Source organism: Desulfonatronospira sp., assembly GCA_003563255.1.
Taxonomy (GTDB): Bacteria; Desulfobacterota; Desulfovibrionia; order Desulfovibrionales; family Desulfonatronovibrionaceae; genus Desulfonatronospira.
On sequence record PWSL01000434.1, the window covers coordinates 1 to 3908 of the forward strand.

The 3908-nt window shown below is 52.0% G+C and carries 4 protein-coding genes; 2 read left to right on the forward strand and 2 right to left on the reverse strand.

The genetic code is table 11. The features are described from left to right. Both QZP87_RS12715 and QZP87_RS12720 read left to right on the forward strand, forming a co-directional pair. Positions 1–1078, forward strand: a 1078-nt coding sequence (locus tag QZP87_RS12715; RefSeq protein ID WP_291323297.1) for an ASKHA domain-containing protein, incomplete at its 5' end; no start/stop codon positions are given. A 398-nt stretch (positions 1079–1476) separates the two neighbouring features. Next, on the forward strand, positions 1477–2058 hold the full coding sequence (locus QZP87_RS12720) for a flavodoxin family protein (RefSeq protein WP_291323298.1): 582 nt from the start codon (positions 1477–1479) through the stop codon (positions 2056–2058). Positions 2059–2068: 10 nt separating this feature from the next. Here the strand turns inward: QZP87_RS12720 and QZP87_RS12725 are convergent, their stop codons facing one another. Together QZP87_RS12725 and QZP87_RS12730 are read right to left on the reverse strand one after the other, a co-directional pair. Further along, positions 2069–2698 (reverse strand): DUF3786 domain-containing protein, encoded by a 630-nt coding sequence (locus QZP87_RS12725; protein ID WP_291323299.1) that lies wholly within the window; start codon positions 2696–2698, stop codon positions 2069–2071. 21 nt (positions 2699–2719) lie between these two features. After that, on the reverse strand, positions 2720–3541 hold the full coding sequence (locus QZP87_RS12730; RefSeq protein WP_291323300.1) for a DUF3786 domain-containing protein: 822 nt from the start codon (positions 3539–3541) through the stop codon (positions 2720–2722). Between the last annotated feature and the right edge of the window lie 367 nt (positions 3542–3908).

The window sequence follows — 3908 nt, forward strand, 5'->3', positions numbered from 1 at the left end:
AGGCCGGACCGGAATGGTTCCAAAGGATATAATGGCCCTGGGCATGGCCGGAAATACCGCCATGACCCATTTTCTGCTGGGGCTCAGCCCTTATCATATGTGCAGGGAACCTTACATCCCGATTGCAAATACTGTAGATATTTTCCGGGCCAGGGACCTGGGCCTGGAGATCTGCCCGGCCTGCCCTGTGTGGGTCGCTCCCAGCGCAGGAAGTTATTTCGGGGGGGATCTCCTGGCCGGGATTGTCGCCTGTGACCTGGACCTTGAGGACCAGCCGGGCATGCTTGTTGACGTGGGCACCAATGCTGAAGTGGTTCTGGGAGGCAAAGACTGGCTCCTGGCTTGCGCCGGGGCTGCCGGTCCCGCGCTGGAGGGCGGTGTGGCCAGGATGGGGATGCGGGCCGGTCCCGGGGCCATAGACAAGGTCAGCATTGACCCGGATTCTCAATTCCTGGATTATTCAACCATCGGCGGTGAGCCTGCTCTGGGCATCTGTGGATCCGGGCTTATTGATCTGGCTGCACAGATGTATCTGGCCGGCATGTTGGATACACGGGGTAAATTCAGGCCCGAGTCCATGAAAGAAAGATTTATAGAAGACGAGCACAATCCCTGTTTTATAGTTGTGCAGGGGGAGCAGAGCGGCCATGGGCAGCCGGTGACGGTACGCCAGTCGGATATCAATGCCCTGATCCGCTCCAAGGCTGCCATGTATGCGGTTTTAAGCACCCTTCTGCAGCAGGTGGGCCTGTCTTTTGAGGACCTGGGCAGGATAAACGTGGCCGGAGCCTTCGGTAGACACATAGATCCGGAAAAGGCCGTGGTCCTGGGAATGCTTCCGGATCTGCCCCTGAACGTGTACCATCCGGTGGGCAATACATCTTTGAAGGGAGCCGTGCGGGCCATAACAGATTGTGATTTCAGGCAGAGGATAATGGATGCCGCCAGAAGGGTAACCTATATCGAGCTGAACGTGAACCAGGAATTCATGCACAGGTTTTCCGGGGCCAGGTTTATCCCCCATACTGATGTCAGCCTTTTTCCATCGGTTCCAAGGCCTCGGGAAGTATGCAGGTAAGGGCGTATGGGTGTATGGGAGCAGGGGAGTAAAAGCCTTTATGAATCCAAAATTGTGTGACAGCAACATACTGAAATAACTGAACTGAAATTGTAGATATTAGACTTACTCTTGAAACCCTGTCATAAAAAACAAGAAAGTATGAACCACGAAGGCACAAAGGACACAAAGAAAGAAAGCACAAAGGGTTTTGTTTTTTTCATTTGCCGGGAATACGGCAAATGAAAAGGCAGCCATTTTAAAAACCGTTGCCCGGTTTTCAAAAAATACCCTCCTTACTTACTGTTTTAAACTTAGTGACCTTCGTGTCTTTGTGGTTCAATAATCTTCTTCTTTGGGTTGCGGGCATAGTCGCCTTAGAAGTTCATAAGTCTGTATAAAGTTTAAGGAGTAATGTCATGTCCGATTTAGTAGCCATATACGGCAGTCCCAGGCGCAAGGGAAATACTGCTGCACTTTTATCCAGAGCAGTGCAGGGGGCCAGGGACAGTGGAGCCTCGGTGCAGGAGTATGTACTCCGGGACCTGAAGATATCCCCCTGCCTGGAGATATACAAATGTCAAAAGGACGGAGAATGCGCCATTGAGGATGATTTCCAGGAAGTCCGGGACCGGATACTGCAAGCCAGGGGGCTTATTCTGGCCTCGCCAATTTTTTTCTACTCTGTAAGCGCTCATACCAAGGCTTTCATGGACCGTTTTCAGTCCATGTGGGTTCGCAAGTACTGGATAGATGAGGAGCAGCCCGGAAAAAAAGAGCTAAAGCGCAAGGGGCTTTTTATTTCCGCAGGGGCCACCAGGGGGGCCAGGCTTTTTGACGGGGCAGTGTTAAGCGTACGATATTTCTTTGATGTTCTGGATATGCAGCTCTGGGGAAGCCTGCTGTTTCGTGGCCTGGACGGGGCGAACGATGTCCAGAACTACCCGGAATACCTGGATGAGGCATATTCTCTGGGGCGGGACATGTATTATGATCTTTGAACATATCGTATTATTTCAACTGGTTAAAAAGCATTTCAAAAGAGAGCTTTGCTGCAGCCCAGGTGATGTCCACTGGCAGGTGATCCCGCCACAGGGCATCTATGAGGATTGAGCCGACAGGTGCAAACTCCTCGTCCCCGTACCAGAAGATAAACAGGACCGGGAAACGGGGCATGGGGTAAAGTATCATGCTCAGGTCGCCATTGCCATGAAGCTGGCCGCCCAGCCCGGCACATGCCTCTTTTGCGCTCCCGGGTTTTTTTTGAATAAGCCCGGCCGGTTCATTCAGAGGCAGGACATGGGTCCCCTGGTCAAATATCCTGCCTCCGGGAATGCTTGCCGGCTTGATCCACTCATTGTGCAGTGGTTCTTCAGGGCAGTGCACCAGATACCTGAGAATGGACAGCCGGGTATAGCAGCCCAGGTCCTGCAGCAGGACCTGGGCCTGCCTGGAATGGGTGCTTATAACGCGCTCTGCCGGGTCGATGTCCAGTTTGCGGCCCAGGCACATGAGGCTGAAACCTTTTGAACCTGCCCCAGACCCGGCCAGGGTCCTTTTTTTTACCAGCTGCGGATCCAGGCCCTGCAGTATGGCCCAGGCTTCCTGTTCACCGTCATTTGTATTGTATTCGTCTGTCATGATCTGTCCTGGCAAAAGTGTTTATAAAGGAATGAACCCTTTTACTCCGTGCCGAAGAGCCAGTTTTTCCACCATCATGGCCAGACCGGTCCCCAGGGCGAAAACACCGTCCACCCCCAGGTTGTCCTTGGCTGTTTCATCGAAAAAGATATGCAGGGCCGACTCCAGGTCTTCCGCCGGATACCACCAGGCGATGATCATGGGCAGTCTGGGCAGAGGATATAGAAGAAAAGAAACATCCGCCCTGAAGCCTTTGTCCACTTCCATAGCGTCGAACAGGTCCAGTATATCGTAAAAAAGATCCGGATAGTTATCCGCCACCCTTTTCAGAGGTTTTTCACAGCGCTGCTCAAAAAGGCCCGCCCTGGGCCGGCCATGGGGCAGTTCCTTGAAGGGAGCCCAGTTGCCGGTGGGTTCTTTGCCTTTTCCATGCAGTATGTATTGAAGAACAGGTATGCTGACCCAGGGGTTGACATGTATTTCCGAGTCCAGACCACCCTTTGTGTCCACACTGAAGTTCTTGCCCATTATCTGCAGGGTCAGTTTTTGGTTTTCAAAAATACCACCGGTTCTCCGGGCGGCCTCGGCCAGATCAGTTTCAGGGATTTTCTGCTGCAGGTAATGCATGGCCTGCTGCATATTTTCTTCAGTGCCTGTCCGGGCCGGTTCCAGGTCAGAATATTTATTCAGTGTCTCTTTATCAATATAAGGACATGCAGAAAGCTGTTTATGTCCCTTGAAAACTGAAGCAGCAAAGGCCATGCAGGTAGGTTCCCCGCACTCCCGGCAGTTGGACTGGTTCAAAAGCTGATAGATCTGCATGGGGTTCAAATTCTTGCTCATGAGTTCTCCGGATTAGGCGCTTAGCACAAATTTCGGAACAACATGCTGGTCGTTAAGATCGGTTCCTGGTTCCTGGTTCTTCGTTCCTGGTTCCCTCTCGTTCCCAGGCTGGAGCCTGGGAACAAGAAAGAAAAGAAAAGAAAAAAAACCCTGCTTGAATGTTTGTGGGGACAGGCACCCTTTATGGGGACACTTTGTGGGGACAGGCACCCCGGCACTTATTTTTTATTGAAAAAGAAACAGATCAGTGACTTAGGATCTGTCACGATATAAGTGTTATATTTGTCTTATTGTTCCCACGCTCTGCGTGGGAACATTCCCTGGACGCTCCGCGTCCACAATGACCGCAGGAGCGGTCGGGCTACGC